This is a genomic window from Pseudarthrobacter sp. SSS035 (assembly GCF_023273875.1).
GTDB lineage: Bacteria > Actinomycetota > Actinomycetes > Actinomycetales > Micrococcaceae > Arthrobacter.
In genome coordinates this window covers 4,633,431-4,659,233 of sequence record NZ_CP096882.1, presented here as the reverse complement: position 1 = coordinate 4,659,233, position 25,803 = coordinate 4,633,431, and the positions used below count along the sequence as shown (strand labels likewise).

At 61.7% G+C, this 25,803-nt stretch carries 21 protein-coding genes and 1 pseudogene; 4 read left to right on the top strand and 18 right to left on the bottom strand.

Translation table 11 applies throughout. The features are described from left to right. Positions 1-33: 33 nt before the first annotated feature. The 10 genes from MUN23_RS21655 to MUN23_RS21610 form a co-directional block, all read right to left on the bottom strand. The gene (locus MUN23_RS21655) at positions 34-750 is read right to left on the bottom strand and encodes an ABC transporter permease (protein ID WP_248761068.1); all 717 of its coding nucleotides are present in this window, start codon (positions 748-750) and stop codon (positions 34-36) included. Next, positions 747-1,397: an ABC transporter permease gene (locus tag MUN23_RS21650; RefSeq protein WP_248761067.1), complete on the bottom strand. Its 651-nt coding sequence runs from the start codon at positions 1,395-1,397 to the stop codon at positions 747-749. The genes MUN23_RS21655 and MUN23_RS21650 overlap by 4 nt, the downstream gene beginning before the upstream one ends. Beyond that, positions 1,394-2,500: an ATP-binding cassette domain-containing protein gene (locus tag MUN23_RS21645; protein ID WP_248761066.1), complete on the bottom strand. Its 1,107-nt coding sequence runs from the start codon at positions 2,498-2,500 to the stop codon at positions 1,394-1,396. Before MUN23_RS21645 ends, MUN23_RS21650 begins: the two co-directional genes overlap by 4 nt. Next, positions 2,487-2,702, bottom strand: a complete 216-nt coding sequence (locus MUN23_RS21640; RefSeq protein WP_248761065.1) for an IclR family transcriptional regulator C-terminal domain-containing protein — start codon at positions 2,700-2,702, stop codon at positions 2,487-2,489. Before MUN23_RS21640 ends, MUN23_RS21645 begins: the two co-directional genes overlap by 14 nt. Then, positions 2,663-3,076, bottom strand: a complete 414-nt coding sequence (locus MUN23_RS21635) for an ABC transporter substrate-binding protein (protein WP_248761064.1) — start codon at positions 3,074-3,076, stop codon at positions 2,663-2,665. The genes MUN23_RS21640 and MUN23_RS21635 overlap by 40 nt, the downstream gene beginning before the upstream one ends. A gap of 892 nt (positions 3,077-3,968) precedes the next feature. Then, positions 3,969-4,592 carry a 3-hexulose-6-phosphate synthase gene (gene hxlA / locus MUN23_RS21630; RefSeq protein ID WP_248761063.1) on the bottom strand — a complete coding sequence of 208 codons (624 nt, stop codon included), beginning with the start codon at positions 4,590-4,592 and terminating at the stop codon, positions 3,969-3,971. A 96-nt stretch (positions 4,593-4,688) separates the two neighbouring features. Then, positions 4,689-5,294 (bottom strand): 6-phospho-3-hexuloisomerase, encoded by a 606-nt coding sequence (gene hxlB, locus MUN23_RS21625; RefSeq protein ID WP_248761062.1) that lies wholly within the window; start codon positions 5,292-5,294, stop codon positions 4,689-4,691. An 82-nt stretch (positions 5,295-5,376) separates the two neighbouring features. Next, positions 5,377-6,306, bottom strand: coding sequence for a glucose-6-phosphate dehydrogenase assembly protein OpcA (locus MUN23_RS21620; RefSeq protein WP_248761061.1), 930 nt, complete (start codon positions 6,304-6,306; stop codon positions 5,377-5,379). Next, a complete protein-coding gene (gene zwf / locus MUN23_RS21615) occupies positions 6,303-7,877 on the bottom strand; it encodes a glucose-6-phosphate dehydrogenase (RefSeq protein WP_248764169.1) in 1,575 nt (524 codons plus the stop codon). The genes MUN23_RS21620 and zwf overlap by 4 nt, the downstream gene beginning before the upstream one ends. 859 nt (positions 7,878-8,736) lie before the next feature. Continuing rightward, complete coding sequence (locus tag MUN23_RS21610) at positions 8,737-9,945, bottom strand: cytochrome P450 (protein ID WP_248761060.1); 1,209 nt, start codon at positions 9,943-9,945, stop codon at positions 8,737-8,739. 150 nt (positions 9,946-10,095) lie between these two features. Between MUN23_RS21610 and MUN23_RS21605 the strand changes: the two genes are divergently transcribed. Both MUN23_RS21605 and MUN23_RS21600 read left to right on the top strand, forming a co-directional pair. After that, entirely contained in the window at positions 10,096-10,875 is a 780-nt protein-coding gene (locus tag MUN23_RS21605; RefSeq protein WP_248761059.1) for an IclR family transcriptional regulator, read from the top strand. 113 nt (positions 10,876-10,988) lie between these two features. Next, entirely contained in the window at positions 10,989-11,981 is a 993-nt protein-coding gene (locus tag MUN23_RS21600) for a PDR/VanB family oxidoreductase (protein WP_256468664.1), read from the top strand. A gap of 74 nt (positions 11,982-12,055) precedes the next feature. Here the strand turns inward: MUN23_RS21600 and MUN23_RS21595 are convergent. Both MUN23_RS21595 and MUN23_RS21590 read right to left on the bottom strand, forming a co-directional pair. After that, positions 12,056-13,257, bottom strand: a protein-coding gene (locus MUN23_RS21595; protein ID WP_248761057.1) for an IS3 family transposase whose coding sequence is annotated in 2 segments (ribosomal slippage) — positions 12,056-13,005 and positions 13,005-13,257 — 1,203 coding nt in all. Because the reading frame shifts where the segments join, the coding sequence is not laid out codon by codon here. A gap of 250 nt (positions 13,258-13,507) precedes the next feature. Beyond that, a pseudogene (locus MUN23_RS21590) lies at positions 13,508-13,729 on the bottom strand (IS110 family transposase); the annotation flags it as partial. A gap of 298 nt (positions 13,730-14,027) precedes the next feature. On the opposite strand from MUN23_RS21590, the gene MUN23_RS21585 reads away from it, so the two are divergent. Continuing rightward, entirely contained in the window at positions 14,028-14,360 is a 333-nt protein-coding gene (locus MUN23_RS21585) for a hypothetical protein (protein ID WP_248761055.1), read from the top strand. A gap of 176 nt (positions 14,361-14,536) precedes the next feature. On the opposite strand, the gene MUN23_RS21580 is transcribed toward MUN23_RS21585, so the two are convergent. The 6 genes from MUN23_RS21580 to mobF form a co-directional block, all read right to left on the bottom strand. Next, complete coding sequence (locus MUN23_RS21580; protein ID WP_248761053.1) at positions 14,537-15,286, bottom strand: ATP-binding protein; 750 nt, start codon at positions 15,284-15,286, stop codon at positions 14,537-14,539. Continuing rightward, entirely contained in the window at positions 15,283-16,839 is a 1,557-nt protein-coding gene (istA, locus tag MUN23_RS21575) for an IS21 family transposase (protein ID WP_248761051.1), read from the bottom strand. The genes MUN23_RS21580 and istA overlap by 4 nt, the downstream gene beginning before the upstream one ends. A gap of 116 nt (positions 16,840-16,955) precedes the next feature. Beyond that, entirely contained in the window at positions 16,956-17,786 is an 831-nt protein-coding gene (locus MUN23_RS21570) for a hypothetical protein (protein WP_248761049.1), read from the bottom strand. 374 nt (positions 17,787-18,160) lie between these two features. Beyond that, positions 18,161-18,841, bottom strand: a complete 681-nt coding sequence (locus MUN23_RS21565) for a hypothetical protein (protein ID WP_248761047.1) — start codon at positions 18,839-18,841, stop codon at positions 18,161-18,163. A 158-nt stretch (positions 18,842-18,999) separates the two neighbouring features. Continuing rightward, positions 19,000-20,055 carry a YhcG family protein gene (locus tag MUN23_RS21560; RefSeq protein WP_248761045.1) on the bottom strand — a complete coding sequence of 352 codons (1,056 nt, stop codon included), beginning with the start codon at positions 20,053-20,055 and terminating at the stop codon, positions 19,000-19,002. 213 nt (positions 20,056-20,268) lie between these two features. Then, a complete protein-coding gene (mobF, locus tag MUN23_RS21555) occupies positions 20,269-24,885 on the bottom strand; it encodes a MobF family relaxase (protein WP_248761043.1) in 4,617 nt (1,538 codons plus the stop codon). A gap of 473 nt (positions 24,886-25,358) precedes the next feature. Here mobF and MUN23_RS21550 point away from each other — a divergent pair, with 473 nt between their 5' ends. Continuing rightward, a complete protein-coding gene (locus MUN23_RS21550; RefSeq protein ID WP_248761041.1) occupies positions 25,359-25,769 on the top strand; it encodes a hypothetical protein in 411 nt (136 codons plus the stop codon). Positions 25,770-25,803 lie beyond the last annotated feature (34 nt).

The following is a 25,803-nucleotide window of genomic DNA, read 5'->3' as shown; positions in this document are numbered from 1 at the left end:
GACGGCGAAGGGGATGATGCGTGGAGTGGTGATTCAGACCGTGACGGGGATTTTCACGGGCTCGGCTGCTATAACCGATTTGATGGTGCGTCGGGTCAGTCCTGGTGAGACGACCCGGCGGGTGATGAAAGCGAGGACTTGGTCGAATACCAACGCGACCAAGGCAACAAGCACAGCGCCCGCAACCATCTGGCTGTAGTCGTTCTGGGCCTTGCCGTCGATCAGCAGGCGGCCAAGGCCACCGAGCGAAATGAAGGCAGCAATGGTCGCCGTCGAGATGATCTGCAGCAAAGCACTTCGGACGCCGGACAGCACCAGCGGGAGCGAGCAGGGGAGCTGAACATCCGTGAGGATCTTTATAGTGCGGAAACCCATGCCCTTCGCGGCGTCGACCGCGGCAGCATCCACCGCACGGACGCCGGCATAGGTGTTGGTCAAGATGGGCGGCACCGCGATCAGCACCAGCACGATCAGGCTCGGCAGGATGTAGCCCATCTTGGACGGGAAGGCGGGTGAGATCAGCAGCACGAGCAGGATCAGAAGTCCCACGCTGGGCAGGGCGCGGAGGGCGTTGGCCAGGCCGGCGATCATGAAGACGCCCTTGCCGGTGACGCCGATGTAGACGCCGAGCGGAACCGCGATCACGGCCGCGATGGCGAGGGCGATGAGCGAGTACACGAGGTGCTCAACGATCAGGTTCGGGATGCCATCGGCACCGGTCCAGTGCGCGGGGTCGAACAAGTAGTTCATGATGCCACCACCTTGGGGGTCCACGGTGTCAGCCACCGGTTGAGAAGGATAATCAGCCCGTCAAGGATCATGGCCAGGACCACGCAGAGGACGATGCCGGCGATGATCGGCGTGAAGAACCGCAGCTGGAAGCCCTGGGTGAAGAGCGAACCAAGCTGCGGGATACCCAGCAGTGCCGCCACTGACACCAGGCTCACGTTGGAGACCGCGGCAACGCGCAGGCCGGCACTGATGACCGGGATGCCCACCGGGAGCTCGACCTTCAGGAGGCTCTGGTAGCCGCGGTAGCCCATGGCTTTCGCCGCCTGGACTGTATCTTCGGGAACGGAATCCAGGGCATCGGCCACCACCCGGACCAGCAGCGCCACCGTGTAAATGGTCAGCGCGGCCACGATGTTGAGGGGGTCCAGAATCTTGGTGCCCAGGATCAACGGCAGCAGCACGAACAATGCCAGCGAAGGCACGGTGTACAGCAGGCCCGCGACACCTACCAGCAGCGGGTAGATCCTCCGGCTCCGGTGGGCCCACCAGCCAAGGGGCAGCGCGATGATCAGGCCCAGGACCAGGGGGATGACGGCCAGCAGAACATGCCAGCCGAGCAGGAACACAATATTGTCGAACTGGCGGCCGAGCCACTCGAGCTTCATCGCGCCGTCTCCAAGTGCGGTTCGGCCTCGATGGCCTTGACGATATCGGACGCAGTCACCGTGCCGATGAGCTCACCGTGCTTATTGACCACAACACCGCGGCGGCTCGGCGAGGACAGGGCCGCATCCAGAAGCTGGCGCATCGTTCCCGAAGCGGCCGCGGGGATGCCGCTGAGGTTCAAGTGCTCGCGCTTGAGCTCGCCAGTGACGAGCTCCGGCTGTGCCCAGCCAAGCGGCCTCCGTCCGCCGTCGACCACCAGCACCCAAGCGCCGGAGGCCCTCGCGTGTGCCTCCGCGGCGGAGGCTCCGAGCTGGACCACAGCTTCTTCGCCGATGGCCACAGCGCCGGCGTTATTCGTGAAACCAAGCGAACGGTAGCCCCGGTCGCGTCCCACGAAGTCCGCCACGAATTCATCCGCCGGGGAGGTCAGCAGCTCCGACGGCGTGGCCATCTGGGCGAGCTTCCCGCCGACGCGCATCACGGCCACCTGGTCCCCGAGCTTGAGGGCCTCGTCGATGTCGTGGGTAACCATGATGATGGTCTTGCCGATTTCACGCTGCAGGCGGAGGAATTCGTCCTGGAGCTGCGCACGGACCACAGGGTCCACGGCGCTGAAGGGTTCGTCCATCAGCATGAACGCCGGGTCCGATGCCAGCGCCCGGGCCACGCCCACACGCTGCTGCTGGCCGCCCGAGAGCTGCCAGGGATAACGCTTGGCGAAGCTCGCGGGCAGGCCTACACGCTCCATCAGTTCGAGCGCCTGGGTCCGGGCCTTCTGCCGGCTCTCGCCGAGGAGGACCGGCATCGTCGCGACGTTATCCACGATAGTGCGGTGCGGGAAGAGCCCGGCGTGCTGGATGACATAGCCGATCCGGCGGCGGAGCAACGCTGCGTCCATGCCGGAAGTTGGCTGGTCATCCAGGTAGATGGTGCCACTGGTGGGTTCAATCAGGCGGTTGATCATCCTGAGCGAGGTGGTCTTGCCACAGCCGGAGGGACCAACCAGGATGGTCAGCTTCCCGGTGGGTGCCTCCAGGTTCAGCCCGTCGACCGCGACAGTACCGTCGGGGTATGCCTTGGTGACATTTTCAAACTTGATCATTTCTCTTCCATACTTTCCTGGGTACTTCATGGTTTCCGGAGGGTTCCACGAGGATGTTGTTCGCTACCCCCACCAATTCATCCCCAAATTTCTGGGCCTTCACTTCGTCCAAGCGGTAGCTAGGTACGACGATGCTGAGGGCTTCTGCGGTCCGGCCACCAATCACAATGGGTGAGGCGACGGCTGTAATGTCGTCCTCCACTCCGCTTCGCACGATGGCAATGCCGCGGCCGTTCTGCCCGCGACGGTCTTTCCTGCCAGGTCAGCGACGCTGCTAATGTCGCTGTTTGCCAGGGCTGCTACTTCCGTGGTGTCCTCCGTCGCAATATTCGTGGAAGATGACCCGTTGGACGTTACTTGAATCGGGATCTCGTTTTGGTGCGCCACAAGGAGTGAGCTGTATCCGAACTGGTACTGGCCCGAGACGATTGCCGCAGCGCCCAGGGCAAGCTGGACTTCAAGCTCAAAGCGTTCCGTTTCGAAAAACCCCTCCTGAATTCCCAGATAGACGGGCGCAACATCGGTGATGGGCAGTAGGCCAACCGTTACCTTGCTCAGGCTGCCGCCTGAAGCCAACTGGGAACCAGCACCGGCGCCTGGATCGCTGGGGCTGCAACTCGTCATTGCGAGAGATCCGACGAGGGCTGCGCTGAGAACAGAGCCACCTTGGAATACACGGGCCGAAGGTGGCGGAAAATTGTGGTCATGGGATTGGTCTTCCTGGTCAGCTCCTGGAGCCGTTCCAGCAGTGCAACGTCGAATTGCGTGGTGTCTGGAGCTCGCTAGTTTGTGATGAGTTTCACTCTGGAATCTACCCCGAACTCTCAGGTCCATCAACGCGGATTCTCGTTCTGCGAGAATTCACCGATGCCCGGATGATCAGAAGCGCTGTGGCGCTGAACGGCCTTGGCAAACGCATCAGCTCCGCGAACGTCGGCCGGTACCGAGCCGCACCTTCTTACCGACTTTCCGCACAGCGCCAACAGCGCTTGCGACGTTGACGTCGCCAAATCGTGCCGCAGGACCGCAGGGGATCTGACGGGCGTGAGGGCTGGCCTCCGAACCCGACTGCGCGTGGCTGTGGTCTGTAGAGGGTGATGCTGTCCCCCCCCTGAGAAATAGGCGGCGGCTGGCAGTTATGTCTTCAACTAACCAGATAATGCTTCCGTCTTCGGTCAGCTCATCCCCGTATGCGTAAAGGAGCTGCTTCCCTTCAGACCAAACTTCGACCGGATCACCCCGACGTTAGCGTCTCCCAGTAAGCTACGGGCTTCCAGTCTGAGGGACCCTCGGTCTCCTGGCGAGAACGCTGTGATTGACGTTTCATGTCTGCTCCTCATGGCTGTCGTCAACGTTTGCTGCACCCGCGCCCAAGTTATGGCGACGCGACTCTAGAAGTCGACGTAGCCAAAGGAGTGGTCTGCGCCGACAGAGATGGGGCGCAGACCACTCCTTTGGTCGTTGATGCCTAGATGATGGCTGCCCTAAGTTCCTTAGCGGCCGCAGCTGGGTCCTGGGCACCGTAGATAGAACCGCCTGCGACTGCCACTTCGGCACCGGCGCTCTGGACGGCCTTGATCGTGCTGGCGTTCACGCCGCCCGCCACGGAGAACGGAACCCGCGCTTCTTCGCCCGCGCTCAGCAGGCCCTTCAGGTCGTAGCCCGGCTGGGACTGCTCGTCCAGACCGGCGTGGAACTCTACGAACTTGGCACCAAGTGCCCGGGCTTCCTGGGCGCGGGTGACCTTATCGGTAACACCGATGAGGTCTACGACGATGCCCTTATTGTGGGCCTGCGCTGCCTTGACTGCACCGGCAATGGTGGAATCGTCGGCGCTGCCCAGGACGGACACCAGGTCGGCGCCAGCCGTGAATGCGATGTCGGCTTCGAGCTCTCCTGCGTCCATGGTCTTCATATCAGCGAAGACGATCTTGTCCGGGTGAGCCGCCTTCACGGCGGTGATGGCCGACAGCCCGGCCGACTTGATCAAGGGGGTACCGAGTTCGATGATGTCAACGAATTCGGCAACCTTGCTGGCCAGCTCGAGGGCATCTTCAACAGTGAGGAGGTCCATGGCTACTTGGAGTTTCATATCATTTCGCTTTCTATAGATTGTTGTGCTGACATCCGTGTGGATGTTGCGAAGTCCACACGGAAGACTGTGATGGGTTGGAAGGGTCTTGGTCTCTTACTCCAGGTTCGCGTGCCGTAGCCAGAGCTGCTCGGCTGGCTCTTCCGTGGTTCCCCATAGGGTCTGAAACACAGACTCAGTGGCGAGGAACAAGGTCTGTTCGAACAAGCTGCCGGAGTACTGGCGAGAGACCGTCGAGGCGTGGTCTGTCTTCTGCGCGGCGGAAATGATAACCAGCCAGTCCGCGAGGTCGCCCAGAGGTGAGCTGGCATTGGTTGTTATCGCAGCAACCTGCGCTCCAACTTTCGCTGCTGTTTCTGCTGCCTTGACGACACTCGGAGTCGTTCCCGAGCCGGATGCCAGCACCAAGAGATCCCCCGAACGGATAGCCGGGGTCGTCGTATCACCGGCCACATGAACTGTCATGCCCAGATGCATCAGACGCATGGCAGCCATGCGCAGGACCAAGCCGCTGCGACCGGCGCCGGCCACAAAGACACGCTCGGCCGACCTAAGCTCATGCGCGAGGGTCGCCAGCTGCAGATCATCAATTGCCGCCACGGCCGCCGCTGTCTCGTCCTGGATAAGTAACAGGTTCAACCTGACGTCCCGCTCCGTTTCGCTTGGTCGCTTGCTAGTTGAGGTAGGGCTCAAAATTCGCATCCTTCGTTTGACGAATGACCACCCAAGGTCATGGGTGAGTAGTGGCTGTTATCGCGATCCGCCATCGGGTAGCGCGACAGCTTCACACTGTGTGTTGTAGCGGTCGCACCGACCCAACCCTCTGAACGGTGTCTCCGAACACGCTGTCGGGGTCGAGCCTGCGGAGTTCTTCGGCGAGGCAGTCCCGGAGGCTGCGGCGCGGCAGCGAGATGCGCTGCGCCGGCTGGCCCGGCTGGGTCAGTTCAGCCACTGAGCGACCCGGCCGGGACAGCTGGACGTCCCCGGTATCACGGCAGAGCCTGACACTGCGGATGCCCATCCCTGTAAGCCCCGCCACAACAGTGACCGGAGCCTTCAGGGACAACTTGAGCCATGCTGCCAGGAGCAGGGTGCTGGGTGAGTCCGAGGCGCCTTCGACGGCGACTGCCGTGACGGGCGAGGAATCCACCAGGTCCAGCACCGCGGCCAGCTGGATCCGCCAGTTGGTCAGGCGGGTCCAGGCGAGGTCGGTGTCCCCGGCCTTGTACGTGTTGCGGATGTTGTCCAAGGCCCGCTGCGGGTCCTCCTCGTTGGCCGAGTCGGTGATCCGGCGGTGGGCGATCCGGCCGATGGACGTCTCGCACGCGCTCTTGGGCGCACCGTGCGGCCACCAGGCCACGATCGGCGCATCGGGGAGCAGCAGCGCGGCAACCAGGGATTCGCTTTCCTCAGCCAGTTCACCGTACCCGCGGAGCACGATCACTTCGGAGGCGCCGGCGTCGCCCCCCACACGGATCTGGGCGTCGAGCCGGGTCGGTCCCTTGGCACCGGCATCGGCCAGGACAATGATCCGGCAGGGGTGTTCCCGGCTGGCTTCGTTCGCCGCTTCAATGGCCTCCTCTTCCAGCCCGGACTTGGTGACCACCACGAGCGTCAGCACCCGGCCCAGAGCGATCACGCCGCCCTGCTCGCGCAGGGCCATGATCTTCTTGGAAATGCTGGAGGTTGTTGTATCGGGAAGATCTACGATCATGGCCTTCTCCAGGTTCGTCCGTCGCGGGCCAGCAGCTCGTCAGCCGAGGCAGGGCCCCAGCTTCCGGGCGCGTAGGGCTCAGGCTGTTCGCCGAGGCCGGCCCAGTACTCTTCAAAGGGATCCAGGATCTTCCAGGACAGCTCCACTTCCGCGTGCCTCGGGAACAGCGGCGGTTCGCCCAGCAGCACGTCCAGAATGAGCCGTTCGTAGGCCTCCGGGCTGGACTCCGTGAACGAATGCCCGTAGCCGAAGTCCATGGTCACGTCGCGGACTTCCATCTGCGTGCCAGGCACCTTCGAACCGAACCGGATCGTGGCACCCTCGTCCGGCTGCACCCGGATCACCACGGCGTTCTGGCCGAAGTCGTCCTCGCCGTGATCAGGGAACAGCAGGTTGGGGGCGCGTTTGAACACCACGGCAATTTCTGTCACGCGGCGGCCCAGGCGCTTGCCGGCGCGCAGGTAGAACGGCACACCGGCCCAGCGGCGGGTGTGGATATCCACCCGGATCGCGGCGAACGTTTCCGTAGTCGAATTGGCCGGAATGCCGTCTTCTTCAAGGTAGCCCTGGACCTGTTCCCCGCCCTGCCAGCCGCCGGCGAACTGCCCGCGTGCCGAGTGGGTGGAGAGGTCCTCCGGCAGCTTGACGGCGGCGAGGACCTTTTCCTTCTCCGCGCGCAGGTCATCGGCGTTGAAGGAAATGGGTTCCTCCATGGCCGTCAGCGCCAGGAGCTGGAGCAGGTGGTTTTGGATGACGTCGCGGGCCGCGCCCACGCCGTCGTAGTAACCTGCCCGGCCGCCGGTGCCGATATCCTCGGCCATGGTGATCTGGACGTGGTCAACGTAATTGGCATTCCAGAGAGGCTCGAACAGCTGGTTGGCAAAGCGCAGGGCCAGAATGTTCTGGACCGTTTCCTTGCCAAGGTAGTGGTCGATCCGAAACACGGCATCCGGCGGAAAAACGGACTCCACGATGTCATTGAGCTGCCGGGCCGACTCAAGGTCGTGCCCGAACGGCTTCTCGATGACTACACGGCGCCACTTATCACCCCCGGTCTGCGCCAGACCGTGCTTGGACAGCTGCCGGCAAACCTGTTCGAACGCCTTCGGCGGAATCGACAGGTAAAATGCGTGGTTGCCGCGCGTTCCGCGCTGCTCATCCAGTTCATCGATCGTGTCGCCGAGCCGCGCAAAGGCGTCGTCGTCGTCGAACTCTCCCTGGACAAACCGGATGCCCTCTGACAGCTGGTTCCACACGGCCTCGTCAAACGGGGTACGGGCATAGGCCATAACGGCCGCCTTCACCTCGGCCGCGAAGTCCTCGTTGTCCCACTGCCGCCGGGCGAAGCCCACCAGAGCAAAGCTCGGCGGCAGCAGGCCACGATTGGCCAGGTCAAACACGGCAGGTATGAGCTTCTTGCGCGCAAGGTCGCCGGTCACCCCGAAGAGAACCAGCGATGACGGCCCGGCAATACGGTTCAGCCGACGGTCCCGAGGGTCCCGCAAAGGATTCCGCAGATCAGCACTACTCGTTAGAGATCTGCGATTCGGTTGGCTGCGCCCGATGTCCATGCGTTGCATCTGGGTGCAGTTCATCTCTGCCAAAGATCTTCCTCGAGTGTCTGCCCCCATGGTGCTCTATCGCTGAGGCGTACCTGAAATAGGTCTGCCGATAGCCTTGAGATCAAGATGCCTAGTTTTGGGGCATTTTGATCAGAGGCTTGCAAAACTCGGACAGCCGCGTTGAGCCTGATGTTTGCTTCGACCCGGTTCTTGGCGGATATATTCAGTAAAGTCTTGTTCGTAGACAAATCCAGTTCTTTCTCATTGCCTCAAGCGAGCCGCGACAGAAGTCAATCTATTAGCAAAGCGCAGCGCCCGTGGCAGTTTAATTACCGTGGAGCTGGAGAGTGTTGACGCGGTCGCGTTTCGCCCGAGACTGACCAAACAACCGATTGGCTCTTTGCGGTTTCGGCCTCTAATCCGTTTCCGGTAGTCCCCATTGCCTGCACTCATGCTGTTCATCCTGGACGCAAGCGCAGGGCCACGGAGATGCCAATGCCTTTGGGCTGTCTGACAAATTCTCAGGGGCACGCTGAAGATCAAACGCCATTGCATTGAGGACCTTCAAGGACACATCCTCCTTACTTCAGACACGGCTCATATGAAGCAACGAAACGATGCGCCCTTGCCCCATCAATTGAGGGGAAGGATATCGACTCAATCAACATTGACTGAGAAAATCGTGATCGTTGTTCTTCATAGACTGTGATTCTTGGTGGAATACTTCGTTGGGCGTGCACAACTTCCGACGTTTGCCGCTTCGCGGCAGACTGGCCATCCGCGAATCAATACGCGAAGGGACTTAGCTTCCGAGCAGATGCTGGGTCGTGGGACCCATCCGCACGAACCTCCGGCGATGCCGCGTACCCTAGGCAGGTATCAGTCGTACTGGGATGGACTCCCAGCCTCGAAGTGTGTTGTGCAGCAGCGGGACTGGCTCTGCTGTCAGTTCGATGCGTTTGACCTTCCTGGCAAGGGCGGTGAAAAGCACTTCCATTTCAAGTCGGCTAATTGGCTGCCCAACACACTGGTGGATCCCCATTCCAAAGGCCAAATGACCTGCAGCTTGGCGGTCCAGCCGGAATTGAGCTGCATCTGTGCCCCAGTGAGTTGTGTCTCGGTTAGCAGATCCAACAAACAATAGAACTTTGGTTGCAGCAGGCAATTCAATGCCTCGGAAAGTAGTGTCTAGAGAGGTAGTTCGGTAAAAGGACTGAAAAGGAGATTCGAATCTTAGGGCCTCATCGATGGCGAACTTCACGAGTCTGGGATCAGCGTGCAAGGCCTCCCATTGCGCAGGGTCGCTGGCCAGGGGTACCAACGTGTTTCCGATGGAGAAGATGGTCGTGTCCAGACCTGCCGAGAGCATCGCCCGCACCAGCAACGGTGCTTGTTCGGCTGATACTTCTCCGCGGTCAGCATAGTCCCAGATTTGCTGACCGAGACCACCGGGGGCAAGATTCTCGCGAGAAGTCATCTCCATGACCCACTCATGGGTTCCCGCGCCCTTCTCAAAGTACAGCTGGTGACGTTCGTTCTCCGGACCGAAGGCACTGAAGTTCATCGCTCCGTGCGGAAGAAGATTCTTCTCCCGACCTTCCCTGGGTATGCCGACGGCATCCCCAAAGACGCGGATGGGGAAGATCTCTGCTAGATCACTCACACCATCAATTTCGGTCTTGGCGAGAACAACGTCGACCAATTCCTCGGCAAATGTCTCAAAGCCGGCACGGAGGGATCGAACGCCTCGGGGGGAAATAGCACCACTCATGGCAACGCGCATTGCCGTATGGATTGGCGGATCTAGTTCAAGAATTCCTTGGGGCCGCCATGGAGGATTGTCGTGCAGGTTTTTGGGCCCGACTCCTGCACCCGAGATGAATGTTCGGTAGTCGTCGAGGATCTCGCGGCACTCATCGTAGCGACTGAATGCCAGCACTCCGTACTTCTCCAACCAAACAGCCGGTCCGGAGGACCGCATGCGTGCGAAAAGCGGATAGGGGTCTGTCAAGTTCTCGTCGGAATAGGGGTCGTCCGGAAGCGACACAACATCCGCACCGGCTAGCGTCTTATTCATAGTGAATCCTAGGTTGCTGACGATCTTTGGACACCATCAAAGTATCGACAAGCGGGACAATGGACTAACCGAATTCTCACTAGATGAGAACTGGAGTTGGTCCCGCCAAACGGAACCGGCACCATCGAAGAACGAGGCAACGAGGAGGTCATGATGGCTAACACGTCACTGGAGCGGGGGTTAACGATTCTGGCTGAAGTGGCCGGTGGCGCCGACACGACAGTAGAAGGCGTGGCCTCCCGCTTGGGAATCCCCGTCAGCTCAACGTATCGGTACTTCAAGACTCTCAAGTCTCATGGCTTCATCGTCGAGGACGGCGGAGTGTACCGACCAGGTCGGGCTTTACTGGCACTTGGCGGACAGTATTCCGTCCAGAATCATCTCGCAGAAGTCGGCACAGCCGTACTGCGAAGCATCGTGGAGAACGTCGGTGAAACGGCCGTGATGATCATACGAGTCGGGGCCAATGCGATGTGTCTTCGCTGCGCCGAAACGGACAAGGCGTTTAAGTACACGTTTGCGGTGAACGAACTGCTACCGCTCTACGCTGGCGCAGGGCAGCGCCTACTACTTGCCTGGTCACCGCCTGACGTCACAAAGAGGGTGCTAGACGGAGAACTGATTCGCTTCACCAGGAACGCTCTGGATGCGGATCAAATTAGATCCAGTCTGATTCAGATCAGGTCGACGGGTTGGGCCATGTCGCGCGGCGAACTGGACCCCGGTTCTGTTTCCGTTGCTGTTCCAGTTTTTGTGAGCGGGGAAGTCGTATGTTCCCTGAACGTCGCTGGACCGGAAGCCCGATGCGGGTCAAAGACCTGGGTGACTTCTGCCCTGAAATCCCTAAACAGCGCCGCGGAAAATCTAGCGCTGAGTCTCGAATCCTTATCTCCGACAATTAATACGCGAAAGGCACTCGATGCTGACTGAAATAACAACACCTTCGGTGACACCCGCAGCAAATGTTGCTCCGTACGACGATATTTCACGACAAACGGTTGCCTCAGTTGCGATGACACAATCTACCCAACGAGGTTCAGAAAATGCGTGAGCAAACGTTGCCGGCACCTAGGCATTTGCTGCAAGACTTCTTCTCGGTCCAAGTCCGAGAGGTCCAGCGCGAGGCAGACGGCGTTGTATCCGTGCTCCTGGGCCCGTTGGACTCGGCGACACTTCCCCGATGGAGTCCAGGCGCCCACATTGATGTGTTGCTGCCCAACGACATGTTGAGGCAATACTCACTGATTTCAGATCCTGACGATCAGGATGCGTGGCGGATTGCGGTGTTGCTCGACAGCGAAGGGCGCGGCGGCTCAAAGTACATTCACACGGCGCTGAAGGTCGGAGACAGCCTCGAGGCTAGGGGGCCACGTAATCACTTTCTCAGGGGAAGCTCCGAGGGGCCGACGCAGTTCATTGCCGGTGGCATCGGGATCACACCTTTGCTGTCCATGGTTCGAGAGGCTGCCCAGAACGGGGCGGACTGGAATCTCCTGTACCTCGGATCGGACCGCAACTCCATGCCATTTCTGTCCGAGTTGCTGAAATACGGAGATAGAGTGCGGGTTCATTCGAAGAGCGAACACGGTGCAATGAACCTGACTGCGTTCATTCAAGATCCAGGGCCTCCCAGCGTTGCATCGACATACGCCTGCGGCCCGCACCGTATGCTGACGGAACTCGGGAATTTGTTTCGAAACGATGCTCATGGCGAGTACTACAGAGAGCTCTTTGACGCCGCAGGCTCGCCCGTAGCTGGTGTCGAAGACAGCCTTCCGTTTGTTGTGGAAACTTCCGACGGCTCTGAAGTTGAAGTCGCTGCAGACGAAACCATCATCGATGCTTTGGATCGTGTCGGCATCCGAACGCTAAGCTCCTGCCGCAAGGGGACTTGCGGCACTTGTGAGACAGAGATTATTGATGGCCTTGCGGATCATCGAGACGCCGTACTGAGCGATGAAGAGCGGGCGGCGGGCGAAACGATGATGATCTGCGTATCCCGATGTGTTGGTGACAGGCTCGTACTGGACCTATAGAGGTCACAGTCCGGTCTCTCCTGAACTGCACTTGCGCCCGTCAAGTTTCTGAGACAGCTTGATTGATTTTCTTCTTACGCCGCGAGCTGGTTGACGGCGTTCTGGTATTCGGCCAGGGCACGTGCCGGGGGCAGGCCCCGGTTGTTGGCATGAGGCCGGCGTCGGTTGTACCAGGATTCGATGTACTCCATCACCGCGGTCCTGGCCGCGATGTGATTGGGGAAATCGTGGTGGTGGTACATCTCCGTTTTCAGGTGCGAGAAGAACGACTCGGCCACCGCGTTGTCCCAGCACACGCCGACCTCTCCCATGGACTGGGTGACGCTGTTCGCCGCGCACCAGGCCTGGAACCCGCCAGAGGTGTACTGCGAGCCGCGGTCGCTGTGAAAGACCGCCCCGCCGGGGTCGAGCCGGCCATGGTCACGTGCCATGGTGAGCGCGTCAATGATCAACGAGGTGCGCATATGGGAGGCCATCGACCAGCCCACAACCATCCGGGTCGCCAGATCAATCACGGTGGCCAGGTACAGCCATCCGGAGCCCGTTTGCAGGTAGGTGATGTCCCCGACCATCCTTGTTCCCGGCACGGTGGCGGTGAAGTCACGGTTCCCGTCCGCGTCCTGCATGTGGTTGCGGATGTGCCCGGTTCTGGCGGCCGGGTCAACGACCGTGGTCTTCTTCCACGCTCGCATCCGCACCGCCCGCAGGCCCTGTTTTTTCATGATCGCACCCACCGTGCCCGGGGCCACCGGGACGCCCTCATGGCCCAGGATCGTGGTGATCTGGTCCCTCCCGGCCATGCCCTTCTCGCGTCCGAACACGCGCTCCACCTCCACGGTCAGCTTGAGGTGGCGGACCTGTGTCGGGGTCGGTTCATTCGGCATCGTCCAGCGGTAGTACGAGGACCTGGGGACCTTCAGCTGCCGGCACATCCAGTCGATCTTGTAGTTGGCCTTCTCCTGCCGGATAAACGCGTAGTAGTCGTCTATCGTTGCTTCGCGGCGAAGAAGGCGCTGACTTTTCCCAGGAACTCGATTTCCCGTTTCAGCTCGGCGTTCTCGGCCTGCAGTGCCTTGTACTTCGCCCACTCCACTGGGCCAGGCTCATCGGCGGCCACGTCGGGATGCTCTTCCTTCCAGACCCGCACCCAATTCCCCAACGTCCCTTCATTGACCCCAATATCGGCCGCGACCTGAACAACAGGACGGCCAGAGGAAATCACCAACTCAATGGCCTCAGCCTTGAACTCCAGGCTGAATTTACGACGACTAGACATGAAACAGATTCTCCTAAACCCTGTCTCAAATCACCATACGGGCGCAACTGGGTCTGATGGAGACTTCGTTTATGCAGGGGTAATGTCAATCAGATTTGAGCCCACTTGGCCTTGGGATCGCAGTCTTATTGGAGACCACTAGCGCATCGCCGCGCGCCGGACGCTTTCCGGTTGACCTCTGACATGAAAATTGCGGTGACCCTTGTCCCGGTGGCTGGAGTATCTGGCGGGTCAGTGTCGTGAGGCTGGGTTATCCGGTCTGTTGAAGGGGCTCCAGGGTCACCTGGTAGCCCAAGGATTCGAGTTGGCCGATCGCGCGGGCCTTGGTCTTGGCGGGTGCCTGCCTGGTGAAGTAGTCGGCTCCGGGGTCTTGGTAGAGTTCGCCGGTGGTGAGCATGTGCCAGGCGGCGGTGAGCATGGCGTGTTCGATCGCGACGAGTGCTTTGGACGGCCCGCGCCGGGCGGTGAGGCGGGAGTATTTTGCCTACACGCCGGGCTCGGTCCGGAACATGTTGAAGGATTTAGGCCAGGTCGGTCTCTGGCTTTCTGCCGAGGGGCTGAAGATAGAGGATCTGAACGAGGAACGGATGACCGCGTTCCAATCTGCCCGGCGAAGGGTTGGCCGGAGCAGGAGCCCAGGTCCCCGCGCCATGGTTCCCCTGATGAGGTACCTGCGGGAGGCGGGCGCCGTCCCCGAACGGGCGACTTTGGTGACACCGTTGGGTGCGTTCCTGGCCTCGTACCGATCGTGGATGGTCCAGGAGCGGGGCTTGGCGCCGGCCACGGTGCTGCGTTATGAAAACACCGCCCGGCGCTTTCTTCAGGAGTCTTCTGTCGGTGGGGTGTTCGCTCCGGGGGCTCTGACCGGGGCGGATGTTAATGCGTTCCTGCTGCGGGAGTTCGCCCGGGTGTCGGCCGGGTCGGCGAAGGGCCGGGTGGCCGAGCTGCGTTCGGTCCTGCGTTTCCTTTATCTGCAGGGCCTCACCGGGTTGAGTCTGGGTGCGTCGGTTCCTGCGGTGGGTGGGTGGCGTTTCGCGACTCTCCCGTCTGCTGGGTTGTCCGCGTCGGATGTGCAGCTTTTGCTTGACAGCTTTGACCGCTAAATCCACTAAAAGGATTCAGTTTTGGTTTTGCAGACGCTCGTCGTCGATGAGCTTTATGAAGTCTGAGTATTTGAAGCCCTGAGCGCCACCCATTCGTGCGGTTGAGCGCCGGGGATCGTGCCAGAGAGCGCCAGCAGTCGCGTGGCTTGGCGCCGCTGACGCTCTCTGTCACAGGATTAGGCGCTCACGAGTGCTGCGTGTTCGCGCATGTTGTAGTTGCCGGTCTCGACCCAGATCGTGTTGTGGATGATCCGGTCCATGATCGCGTCCGCATGGACGCCGGAGCCGAGCCGCTGGTGCCAGTCCTTCTGCAAATACTGAGTGCAGAACACTGTTGAGGTCTCGCCGTAGCGGCGCTCCATCAGTTCCAGCAGCATGCCTCGCATCGGTTCCGTGGGTCGATCCAGGAGCCACTCGTCGATGACCAGCAGCGTGAATGCCGCATACTTTCGCAGGAATTTACCGGAACCGCCGGGCCTGTCTTGCGCGGCGACCCATTCTTCCTCGAGGTCTGGCATACGGACGTAATGTGCGCGGATTCGGTGCTCGCAGGCGCGTTTGGCGACCGCGCATCCCAGATACGACTTCCCCGACCCAGTGAACCCCTGCAAGACGACGTTCTGCTGCCTGCCCACGAACGAGCAGGTGCCCAGCTGGGTCAGCAGCTGCCGGTCAAGACCGCGCTCGTCGAGAAGATCGATGCGACGCAAATCCGCGTTCGGATAACGCAGTCCTGCCCGCCGGATCAAGCCGGCCACCTTGGAATGCGTAAACGACGAATAGGCGTCATCGACGACCAGCCGGACACGATCCTCGAACGGCAAGCTGATACTCAGCCTCTCGTCTTGGGTATCGATGGCCTCCAGCAACTCGCCCGCGTTCATCTCGCGCAGCTTGCGTTTGGTCTCCGCATCCAGGCGGCTCATCGAGCCCCTCCGGCGTAGTAGGCGCCGCCCCGCACGTATCCGCCATCGTCTCCCTCCGGCTCATCAGGGACGATCCCGGTTTTGTCCTGCCCGGTATCCAGGATCGGCCGCAGGTGGGCGTAGCGGGGCGATCGTATCGACCCCCGCAGCGCGAGCTGGCTGGCCGCTTCCACCCGGGCCGGGGAGAACCGGCGGGACAGGCGCAGCACCGCCAGCGCGGGGTCGTAGCCGGCCTCCTCGACCCGCACGGACTCGAAGATCTTGCTGATCACCGTCACGGTTGCCGGGCCCATCCGCAACGCCCATTCATCGATCCGGGCCCGGTCCCACGCCTGCCAGCTGCGACCCTCCGGAAGGTCCGCCTCGTTCGTCTGATGCTGGTTCGCCGTCGTCGCTGGCAGCAGCAGGTGGCTGGTGAGGCGCTCATCGCTGCGATAGATCTCCAGCATGGTCTCCGTGACACGAAGATCAACATTCGAGCCGATGTGCGCGAACGGCACGGAGTAAAAGTTCTTCGCCCAGACCACGTGGCCGTTGCGCCCAACTTTGCGCCCATAGGTCCAGGTGCTGATCTCGAACGCCACCGCCGGCAGCGGTTGCAACACCGGCTTCTCCTCGGCGGTGAACACGCTCAGCCGGGAGCCCTCCCGCTTCTGGAACGGCTGCCTGTTATAGGCATCGATCTGCTCCCGAATCCGTCTCCGCAACTGCGCCAGGCTCGTGAACACCTCTTTCCTCAACCCGGCAATCACCCAGGTGGCGACGTGCGAGACAGTGTTTTCCACGCTCGCCTTGTCCTTCGGGTGCCTCACTCGGCCCGGTAGTACCGCCGCTGAATAATGCGCCGCCATCTCCCGATACGCGTCATTGAGCACGACCTCGCCCTCGCGCGGATGAGAGATCACCCCGGTCTTGAGATTGTCGGGCACGAGCCGCGGGACCGTGCCGCCGAAGAACGCGAACATCTCCGCATGCGCGCGCAGCCACGAATCCTGCCGCATATCCAGGCACGCCTCCACGAACGCATACCTGCTGAACGGCAGACACGCGACGAACAAATACACCTTCGAGACCTCTCCCGTTGCCGGATCGACCAGCTGCATCGTCGGCCCAGACCAGTCGACCTCGATGCTGCGGCCAGCCTTGTGGCCGACCCGGGACGAGGCGCCAGTGACCATCGCGTGATCGCCATAAAGCCTGCAGAACCGGTCATAACTCATCGACGCTTGCCCCGCCCGACCGGATGCGTCGACGTACTCCTGGTGCAGCAGCTTCAACGTCACCCCAACCCTGGCCAGCTCCCGGTGCACCTGGCCCCAATCCGGCTGCATAAACACGCTCTCGCGCACCCCGCGGCCGGGAAATAGCGCCAGATAAACCTCACCATCAGACAAATCAGCAACGTCATCCCAGCCGAGCCCTGCCCGATCAGCAGCCTCGATCACCGCCTGAACGCTGTGCCGAGACATGCCCTGAGCAGACGAGATAGCCCTGCCCGATAGGCCTTGATTGCGAAACTGCAAAACCAGTTTCGCCTTGATCTTCCGTACCATTGCCGGTAATCCTTCCGCCACGTGGCCCTCACGTGGTGGAAGGAGCCTTACAGATGGCGCTCACCCACACCGACACTGGCGCTCACCCACGCCAATCGGGATTCCGACCACGGCGCTCACCCGCACCACCTCTGGACCCCCTGAAGGCCAATATTCAAGTCTTCACTGCGCCCCGCGAGTGCTGCCATCTGGTTTTCCACCTTGTATAGCTCAAGGGTGTCCTGTTTGGAACGGTTTTCGAGAGCCTTCAGAGCCTCTGCATAAGCCTGCAGCTTCAGGTATTGATCCTTCGGACTTGGACTAGCCACCATTCCCTCCTGACGATTACCTCGTAGACCGCCCATCAACTCCGCGGACACCGCATCGAGCTTGCGCTCGAGTCGCTCCACAACCCGCACCATGGCCTCATCAGCGCTACCAGTGACCGCGGCCGCGGTTTGCTTGTCAGCCCAAGCTTGAAAGGCTTCATGGACAGGATTGATGATCAAAAGCGCTTCGTCGGGCGCTGCCTTGAATTCCGCCATCTGCCGCAGCCCTGCTACTGCAGTTTTGATCTTGTCGGCGCGAATGCTGTATGTAATCGTTCTGATGTCCTTGATATCAAAAGGCATAGGCCCGACGTCGCTGGTCATGATGATCACTCTTTTTCCCGCGGCGTGGGCAAGCGCGAGCTCATACATTACGTTGGGATTGAGACCGGAAATGTCGGCGACGCAGAAATCTGCTGCCAGAAGGCGACCCATCATTGCGCTTGTGATGGCGTAAGGAGAGCCATCCTCGTCGGCCCGCATCACGTCATAGCATGGCGCAGGTAGCGCCACTCTCACGAGATCTTCCAGGAACAGGTCGGCAAGTTCGCGGACATCAGTGCCCTCCGCGCCTATGGGCGATATGACAAATACCTTCTTGGTTTGATCAACACCAATGGATCCGGCTGTCGTTGCCATCTGAAACGCTCCCCTTCGTCAATTTCAGAGAGCGGTTGCCCATCCGAAGTAGCCTGTCAGGAACAGGCTATAGCTATCCCTCCCCGGCTGGAGAGTGGGAGCCACTTGTCGTCGTCCTAGCAACAAAATCGACGGGATGGACGTCTCTCTGGCGGCAACCTCTCCCATGCCCAGACATAGCCTGGTAAGCCGCGGCTTCGCTGGCCGGCGACCTCGCAGACCAGGACGAAAAAAGAAAGAATGATGGATTTCGTCAGTTCTGGGCGGCCCGCAAATATGGCGTCTGACCATCTGAAACAACCGACAAGGGGTCCTTGCGGCTGGGGCGTCCAGCGTGCTCACTCGTCCTTCGGAAGTTCGACAAGCCCCACCCTCTACCGATGGATAAGCCTGTAGAAGTCTCCTGGTTTCTTACTTACGTCAAATCGGCGGAACAGTCCAAACTGTCGATACAGCAGAATAGTTGGTGCGTGAGTTTTCTTCTTGTCGAGAAGCTCGATCTTCCGCAGCATCACTGCGACGTCACGATCGGTTGTGGATTTCAGCTTGAAGAATGCATTGAGAGATCCAGATCGTCCGCGGCGTATTGCTCTCAAAGAAAAATCGTGAGTTGTTACCGCATCCGCCAATGCCCTGTGCAGTTGCGGCAGCAGAGAAATAACGAAAGGAAATGCGGTTCTGTCTTCGTCCGTCGTATCGTCATTTAGTGCGCCAGTGCGAGGCGACACTGTGAGGACAATTCCAGGGCGGTATGGATCAATGACCCCATTGGTCAGTCGCAATCGTTCGCGTGCCGCTAAACGCTGAAGTCTGTAAAAAGCAGCTGTGAGCGCTGCCACCATACCAGTCAGAATCTCCCAATTTTCGCGAAGCCAGTTGAGCATCTCGATGAACGCGTCGCCTGCTGTTGCGCCAAGGCCGCCTTGAAAACAGGGACGGGATACAATATGCCGCTGCTGAAAGAATTCGAGAACCAAGCCCTCTACGATCTTTTCAAGCTCAGCCTGATCGAACACCCCAGGAGTTCGAACTTCTACTGTGAAGTCGATGCCCACAAAGGATGCTCTTGGATCAGTATTGTCCTTTGGCCACATCCGTTGATCTTATACAGAAGGCGGGCCACGTCCCGTGTCCATGCTGAACGTTCCATCAGGGCCGAAGCCTAGCCCTAGACGGGCACGAGTGCCGGCATCCGTCTAGATGTCTTTAGTGTTCAACGACTTTCTTCGTTGTCAGGGCCGGGTTCGGCCCATTCCAGGGCCGTCACGAGGTGTCCTTCGTTTGGCAGTGCTCGCTGTTCAGCTGGTGGGAGTTTGTCGTAGGTGTAGGCCGCGACGGCCATCGGTGAGGTGGAGCGGCCGAGGCTGTACCGGACGCTGCGGTCGTTCTTTGTGCCGCAGATGAGGATGCCGATGGTTTCGTTGTGGTGGTCGCGCCGGAGCATGTCGTCAACCAGAGCGACGTAGAAGTTGAGTTTTCCGGCGTATTCGGGCTGAAATTTGCCAGTTTTCAGTTCGATGACAACGTAGCGAGACTGCTCAATGTTGAAGAAGAGCATATCCACATAGAAGTCGTCCCCGTCGACGTCAAAATGAACTTGGCGGCCGACGAAGGAGAACCCGGGGCCCAGCTCGCGGAGTGTCTCAGTGATCCTGCTGGTCAGGGCGTTTTCGAGATCGCGTTCGGCGATTTCGCCGGATAGGCCGAGGAATTCAAAGTTGTAGGGATCTTTGGCTACCTGCTGGGCGAGTTCGGAATCTTGCGCAGCAAGCTGCTGCGCAAAGTTGGATGGTGCAGCCCCTGTGCGTTCCAGGGTCTTGTTCATGATCATGTTGAGCAGCACGTTCCGGGACCATCCATACTCGACGGCGGCTGCCGCGTAGGAGTAGGTGGCGGCGGGATCAAGTTTTTTGTCGATGAGGACCATGATGTGTCCCCAAGGCAATTGCGCAGCAGGCTGCTGCGCAATTGGCCCCTCGGCCCAGGTTCCGGCGAATGTCGTCATGTATTGGATGTTGCGGGCTGAGAGCCCCTTCATGTCTGGGAACTCTGCGCGGAGGTCTGCGGACAGACGTTTGATGACCTGACTCCCCCACCCCTGTTTCTCCTGCTGTACACGGACGGAATTTCCGATGGACCAGTACAGCTCAACGAGCTGGGTGTTGACGGTCCGCAGCGCCTGGGTGCGGGCGGCACGGACGCGGTTCTTGAGCTCGCCGAGGAGGTCGGTGTAGCCGGCGGGGAGGGCGAGGTCACGGGCGTCAGTCATGCGTTTGATCCTATCGATCTAGCCCTGCCCAAACGGCAGTCGAGCGAGCTTGGACCGGGTGTCCAATCGCAGGCGTCTTTGTTCTGCGGGCTTGCCCGTTGGTTTCCGGGGCTGTTGTTCGGCCACTAGATAGTTGCGGCGGCCAAGGCCAGGGAGCTCTTTGGGTCGAATTCCCGGCCGCCAATAGTAGAGATGCAAGTATTCAGGTGTGTCCTACAGGCTGGGTCCGCGGCGTCCCTGTTCCGGGCCGGTAGTGGGTCCGCGGCGTGCAGCCTTACGCTTCGCTTCCTCGGCGACGTGGTCTTCCTGGGCCTTGCGGATCTGGGCCAGTTTCTCGGCAAAGTCATTCGTGGCGGCAGGCTGCTTCTGCTGTGCCGCTGCCAACCTTTCCTGCCATGACTTCTTGGCTTCCCCGCCAGCAACTTCGCCGGTGGAGCGCTCTTCCTCCCGGCGGGCGGCAATGTCCTTCAACGCCTCGTTGACGGCTTCCGGAGCATGCTCCGGCGCCGGTGCCCCCTGGCGGCCGTCCAGGTTCTCACGGACCTTCCGGGCCGTAGCAGCAACGTGTTCATCCCGTTCCTGCTCCGGCGTCAGGGTGACGTCCTGGGAACGTTCCTCCCGCAGTACGTCCACCACGCGTTCTGCCGGTGTCGGTTCGGTGGCCACCGTTGCCTGGACCTCGGCGGCATCGGCCATCAGTTTGGCGTCGTCGACCGACAGCGGTTCCTTGGACGTCTGGGCGGAGTATTTGTGCATGGCGGTGACGCGTGCTCTCAGCTCGCCACCGGTTCCCTTTTCGGTGTACTCGGCGGGCAGGACCGTCGTTTCCGTCTCCGGGATCCGGTAGGTGTCACGGAAGGTCTTGACCTCCACGGCCAGGTCCCGCCACTGCTGCTGCTTGGCGGTATCGGAGGGGACAGGCCCAAGGGCTTCGGCCCACGCCGGCGGCGCGGCGGCCAGCCGGGATCCGAGACGGTTGACCTCCTGGGCCATGACCTCGCGGCGTCCTTCGAGTTCCTTGCGCCACAGTGCCGGGGTGTCCTTGTGGGTGATGACGTCGGCCGGTGCCATCCATGCCGGCAGACCGTCCGCGGCCGTGACCGTTGCCGCGTGTTCGGGCAAGCGCCGGCGCAGCATCTGCTCAGCCTCGATCCGGCGGAGGATCTGGTCAGCTGCACGGACCCGGGGTGTGTTCTCGTCCCGGGTGTAGTTGGTGACCGCACCGCGTTCGTAGGCTTCATCCGCGCGGACGGGCTCAGGCATCAGCTCCCGCAACGCCTTCTCCTTCTGCAGGGACCCGGCAAGCCAGCGGGCCTTCGCGGCCGCGGAGGGATCGTTGATCGTGTCATCGGTGCGGAGCTGTTCCTTGGCGCGGGTGATCCGTGCCTCCAGGTCATCGTCGCCGACGTGGCCGTGGAGCCGGGACTGCCAGGGGGTTTCCTTCGTCTCGGCCAACCAGTTCCGGGCCAGGGATCGGCGGTCGGCTGCGGGGCCTGCCGAGTTCTGGCCGGCGTTGGCCTGGGCGCGCATCATCTCACCGGTTGCGCGGCGCTGGAGGCGTTCGAGTGCTTCATCACTGACGGCTTCCAGGGGACGGCGCACGGGTGCTTCGGCGCGGGTGCGCCAGTAGTCCAGTTTGTCCTCCACGCGCCAGGCCAGGACGGCCCCGGCGTCCTGGGATTCCTCTAACGGATCCCGGGCGGCGTCGGTGAGGAGGTTGGGGACGTTGAAGCCTTCGTTCTCGGCCTTGCGCAGGTGGGTGGCTATCGCGCCCCAGGCGTCCGAGCCGATGAACGGCTCTGCAGCGCCTTCGCCCAGGATTTGGCGGGCGGTGTTGGCCATCCGCAGTTCGTTGGCCTGGTCGTCAATGTCTTTGTAGACGTTGACCATGTCCGGCAGTGCCCGTGCGGCTGCGCGGGCAGCGTCGATCTGCTCGTGTGCGGTGAGGTTCCCGTCGTGGTTTCCCGCCACGGACCGCAGCACGTCGGCCAGGGTTTCGCCTTCCTGGACCACGCCGTAAAGGTGGTTCGATTCCCGTCCACGGGACGCGGCGACGTAGGCCAGGGAGCGGGAGAGGCCGGAGCCGATCAGTGCGTGGGTGGTGTCGCACGTGAGACCCTGGGTGCGGTGGATGGTGGCGGCGTAGCCGAGCATCGTGTTCTCCCGCACGTACTGTGCGGGCAGGGTGATCGTGCCGGCGTGGCCCTGGTGCTTGGCTGTCAGGGACCCGTCGGCGTGGATCTCGGTCACGGTCCAGACGTCGTTGTTCTTCACGAAGTCCTTGCCACGGTTCAGGGCCAGCCGGCGGTTGTTCTGTCGGGTGACGATGACGTCGCCGGCGCGGGCGGCGAGGCCGTCCCGCAGCGTTGCGGCCGGGCCGTCGGCCAGGGCACCGGTGCCGAGCCGGTAGGCCTGGGCGCGTGCGTTGAGTTCGGTCACTGTGGTGTTGTCGAAGGCCATCATCACCGAATGCTTACCGGCGGCGGTGTCTTTCTCCCAGGCGGTGTAGACGTGGGAGGTCATTGTTTCGGTGTCCCCGCCGACGACGCGGCGGTTCTGGCGGTAGAAGGCCCATGGGTCATCTTCGCCAACGGCGGGAGGTTCGCGCAGCGCCAGGGTGGCTGCGGCTTCGGCGTGGTTGGGGGTGCCGTCAGCGTTCCGGAAGCGGTGCAGGTCCTCCAGGTGCACAGCGCCGACGGTGTTCTTCAAGTACCGCAGTGCGCCGCCGGAACCGACAGCGGAGAGCTGGTTATCGTCCCCCAGGGCACGGACCACAGCACCGTGCTGTTCCGCGACCGTGACGACGGCGGCGAACAGCTCTGTGCCGACCATGCCGGCTTCATCGAGGAAGATCACGTCCCCGGGTGCCAGGGCCACCCTGTTGGGGTTATGGGTCTTATGGCCGAGAACAAAGGAGTCAATGGTGGTCGCGTTGGCTCCCAGTTCCTTGCCCATGACTGCTGCTGCAGCGGCAGTGGGGGCAAGGCCGATCACCTTGCCGCCGGCTACCCTCACCGTGTCAGCGGCGAGCTTCAAGGCCGTGGTCTTGCCGGCACCGGCGGGGCCGACACCGACCACCAGGAGCTTGTCACTGCACGCGAACTCACCGGCCATGCGAAGCTGCCCGGCATCGAATTCTTTGTCCTGGGTGGCCAAGGCAAGCTCAAACGCATCCCGGGTCGCGGCAGGGATAACGGTGCGCTGGGCGGCTGTCAGGAGCCGGTCTTCACTGTGCAGGACACCGGAGGAGGTGTAGAGGGTGGAGTGGACTTTCCCGTACCGGCTGGCACCGTTCCGCAGCCGCAGGGCCTCAATTTCTGAGGCCGGGTTGGTCGCGGTGATACGGAGGGAGAACTGGTCGATGGCGCGGGCCTTGACCTGTTCGATGAGGTTCTTGGGGATGGGCAGTTCACCGAACTTGGACCCCAGGCGGCGGCGCGTTTCGGCGTCGATGTGGTGCTCTCCCCACACGCCGCGGCTGCGCTCCAGGGTACGGATGACACCGGCGGCTTCGATGGCCGGGTCTACCTCATCGGCGTGGGTCACGAGCTGTTTACCTTCGCGCTCGGCGGCGTCGCGCGCGTCGTGCCGGTGCGCCTGGGCCTTGGCGATCGCGGCGGGGCCGACGACCATGCCGGGGACCTGGGAGAACTCTTCGGTCCACTCGGTCACCAGGTCAGAGAGCCTGCGGGCGGCCTTCTTCTCGGGCCTCGTGTCGAGGGTGGCCCGCTGCGCGAGGGCGATCATCGCCTTGGTGTTGGGGCCATAACCGTGGTCCTCGGTGAACTGCTGCACCAGCTTATCCAGGACCGGTTTTATATCCCCGGAGCGGGAGGAACCGGCTTCAATGGCGGCGAGGTTCACCCCGGCGATCTCGATCACGGGCCGGTCCCCGGAGACTTTGCGTTCGGTCATTCCAACGCCCAGGCGGGTGCAGACCTTCTCCATGACGGTCCGGTTGTAGTGCTCGGACGCGGCGACGTTGAACTGGTACAACAGGCGTCCGTCGAGGCTTGACCACTTCCCGTCAGCGCCCATGACCTTGTTCGAGACCACGACGTGATCGTGCAGCTGAGGGTCCCCGCTGCGGGAGTCGTAGTGCCGGAAGGTGGTGTAGACGAGTCCGCCTTCCACGTCTTCCTGGCGGACGCCGTTGCGCCCGCGCCGGGTGAACGTGGCTTCCTTTTCGAGGAAGGCCATCGTCTCTTCGATGGCTTCGTGGTGGGCGGCTTCGATCTGCTTGCGTGCGTCCGCCCCGCCGACAGCCCATAACAGGGAAACGGATTTGGCCGGCGCGAACACCAGGTCATAACCCGCGACGGTCTGGGACGCGGGCTTGGTCTGGGCGGTGATGAACCTGCCCAGTTCTTCCTTATCGGAAGGGTTGCGGCCGTTGAGCTCGCGGAAGTATTGGGCGCCTTCCTTGGTGCGGATCAGGCGCCGGTTATCCGCGTCAGGTTCCCGGTGGTTCATCCGCTGGTAGTCACCGGTCGCGGTGTTGATCCGTGCCTGGAGCTCGTTGTCCTTCTGCGTTGGCTTGCGGTACCGCTGGCCCAGGGCGACCTTCGCGGACGGGTCAGCTGCCAGCATTGCAGCGGCGTCAGGGTGCAGACCTTCACCGAACAGGGCCGCCATCTGGTCCTCAGTGACTTCGCCGGTGACGCCCAGGAGTGCGGCGCCGCCGCCGCCCCATTGGCCCGGCGGGTTGCCGTCCACGGTGTAGTAGTCCCCCAGTGCACGGTCCTTCGTGCGCAGCTCATCACCACTGGCGACTTCACGGGTGTAGTACGTATATCCGTCGCCGGCACTGAGCTTGTGCACGGTCATCATCGCCCCAGCCTACCGGCCAAGGGACCTCACTCGTCGATGATGCATGAGGTGTGACAGATTCAGCGTGTGGTTGCCTTTCGACAGGGGAGAAAATCTGAAGGCAATCGCGCTCTGTTGTGGCCATCAAGTCTTTGATGCGGTTCTGCACATGAGAATGGGCGGTGGGTAACACGCTTTTCGTTATCCACGGTGCGTTCGATTGTGTTGAACCGCCACGGATCGGGTTGTCCACAGGTGGGCAGGGCAGAGACCTGACTTCTCTCGGAGCTGTCCAGGTGTGGGGAACCCGATCCACAGCCAGCCCGAGCATCGCGAGGTCCGTTCCTGTAGGTTTGGTCACGAGTGGACAAACCGCTGACGACCAGGCCGAGCGAGAGAGAGGACCGATCCGGCGGCCACGCCGGCCATGGTCCAGTCACGGCGCTAGCCGTTAGGTCTGTCCCATGAAAACCCAAGGGGAGGGACCCACAAACATGGCAGCACCACGGAAGTCCGCACAGCAGTTGGCCGCACGCGAGAAGGCACGGGCGAAAGCTCAGGAGCTGACCGCCCGCCACGAAAAACTGATCGACCTTGCTGCCGATTTCTTCGAACAGCAGGAACAGGCCGACCAGGTACGCGCCGATGCCCAGGCAAAGGCTGACGCGATCCTGGCCAAGGCCGAGGAAGACGCCGCAGCGGCAACACGCAGCGCCGCCGGCACGGTGGCAGCGATGGTTGCTGCCGGCGAACCGAAGTCAGCCGTTGCCGCCCGCCTGGGTATCTCCGGCGCGGAACTGAAGAAGTTGCTGGACCTCGACGCGGCCGAGCGCAGCGAGGCCACGCCCGTTACTGCCGACGGTGACCAGGACGAGGAGGCGCCCGCCGCGGCGCAGGCGGCCTAAGCCCGAACCAAGACACGCAACGATGGTCCCCGGC

What these genes read in the sequence shown, in the direction of transcription:
- MUN23_RS21655 (WP_248761068.1), bottom strand. Translation starts at nt 750, where the DNA reads ATGAACTACTTGTTCGACCCCGCGCACTGGACCGGTGCCGATGGCATC.
- MUN23_RS21650 (WP_248761067.1), bottom strand. Translation starts at nt 1,397, where the DNA reads ATGAAGCTCGAGTGGCTCGGCCGCCAGTTCGACAATATTGTGTTCCTG.
- MUN23_RS21645 (WP_248761066.1), bottom strand. Translation starts at nt 2,500, where the DNA reads ATGATCAAGTTTGAAAATGTCACCAAGGCATACCCCGACGGTACTGTC.
- hxlA (WP_248761063.1), bottom strand. Translation starts at nt 4,592, where the DNA reads ATGAAACTCCAAGTAGCCATGGACCTCCTCACTGTTGAAGATGCCCTC.
- hxlB (WP_248761062.1), bottom strand. Translation starts at nt 5,294, where the DNA reads ATGCGAATTTTGAGCCCTACCTCAACTAGCAAGCGACCAAGCGAAACG.
- MUN23_RS21620 (WP_248761061.1), bottom strand. Translation starts at nt 6,306, where the DNA reads ATGATCGTAGATCTTCCCGATACAACAACCTCCAGCATTTCCAAGAAG.
- zwf (WP_248764169.1), bottom strand. Translation starts at nt 7,877, where the DNA reads ATGGACATCGGGCGCAGCCAACCGAATCGCAGATCTCTAACGAGTAGT.
- MUN23_RS21610 (WP_248761060.1), bottom strand. Translation starts at nt 9,945, where the DNA reads ATGAATAAGACGCTAGCCGGTGCGGATGTTGTGTCGCTTCCGGACGAC.
- MUN23_RS21605 (WP_248761059.1), top strand. Translation starts at nt 10,096, where the DNA reads ATGATGGCTAACACGTCACTGGAGCGGGGGTTAACGATTCTGGCTGAA.
- MUN23_RS21600 (WP_256468664.1), top strand. Translation starts at nt 10,989, where the DNA reads ATGCGTGAGCAAACGTTGCCGGCACCTAGGCATTTGCTGCAAGACTTC.
- MUN23_RS21580 (WP_248761053.1), bottom strand. Translation starts at nt 15,286, where the DNA reads ATGAGCCGCCTGGATGCGGAGACCAAACGCAAGCTGCGCGAGATGAAC.
- istA (WP_248761051.1), bottom strand. Translation starts at nt 16,839, where the DNA reads ATGGTACGGAAGATCAAGGCGAAACTGGTTTTGCAGTTTCGCAATCAA.
- MUN23_RS21570 (WP_248761049.1), bottom strand. Translation starts at nt 17,786, where the DNA reads ATGGCAACGACAGCCGGATCCATTGGTGTTGATCAAACCAAGAAGGTA.
- MUN23_RS21560 (WP_248761045.1), bottom strand. Translation starts at nt 20,055, where the DNA reads ATGACTGACGCCCGTGACCTCGCCCTCCCCGCCGGCTACACCGACCTC.
- mobF (WP_248761043.1), bottom strand. Translation starts at nt 24,885, where the DNA reads ATGATGACCGTGCACAAGCTCAGTGCCGGCGACGGATATACGTACTAC.
- MUN23_RS21550 (WP_248761041.1), top strand. Translation starts at nt 25,359, where the DNA reads ATGGCAGCACCACGGAAGTCCGCACAGCAGTTGGCCGCACGCGAGAAG.